Origin of the sequence: Janthinobacterium sp. FW305-128, from assembly GCF_020858135.1 — a bacterium.
GTDB lineage: Bacteria > Pseudomonadota > Gammaproteobacteria > Burkholderiales > Burkholderiaceae_D > Janthinobacterium.
In genome coordinates this window covers 1-569 of sequence record NZ_JACYMK010000049.1, presented here as the reverse complement: position 1 = coordinate 569, position 569 = coordinate 1, and the positions used below count along the sequence as shown (strand labels likewise).

1 protein-coding gene is annotated in these 569 nt (G+C 58.3%); it reads left to right on the top strand.

The window, feature by feature from the left end; all coding sequences use genetic code 11:
• Positions 1–569 (top strand): EF-Tu/IF-2/RF-3 family GTPase (locus IGS60_RS28260; RefSeq protein ID WP_230506908.1); only part of this gene is annotated, 569 nt, incomplete at both ends.

The following is a 569-nucleotide window of genomic DNA, read 5'->3' as shown; positions in this document are numbered from 1 at the left end:
CAGACCCGCGAACACATCCTGCTGGCCCGCCAAGTTGGCGTTCCATACATCATCGTGTTCCTGAACAAGTGCGACCTGGTCGACGACGCAGAGCTGCTGGAACTGGTTGAAATGGAAGTGCGCGAGCTGTTGTCGAAGTACGAATTCCCAGGCGACGACCTGCCTATCATCAAAGGTTCGGCACGTATGGCGCTGGAAGGCAAAGAAGGCGAAATGGGCGTGGACGCAGTGCTGCGTCTGGCCGATGCGCTGGATGCTTACATCCCAACGCCAGAGCGCGCTGTTGACGGTGCGTTCCTGATGCCAGTGGAAGACGTGTTCTCAATCTCGGGTCGCGGTACCGTTGTGACCGGTCGTATCGAGCGCGGCATTGTCAAAGTCGGCGAAGAGATCGAAATCGTCGGTATCACCGATACCGTCAAAACGACTTGCACCGGCGTGGAAATGTTCCGCAAGCTGCTGGACCAAGGTCAAGCTGGCGACAACGTTGGTCTGCTGCTGCGCGGCACCAAGCGTGAAGACGTGCAACGTGGTCAAGTGCTGGCCAAGCCAGGCTCGATCAAGCCGCA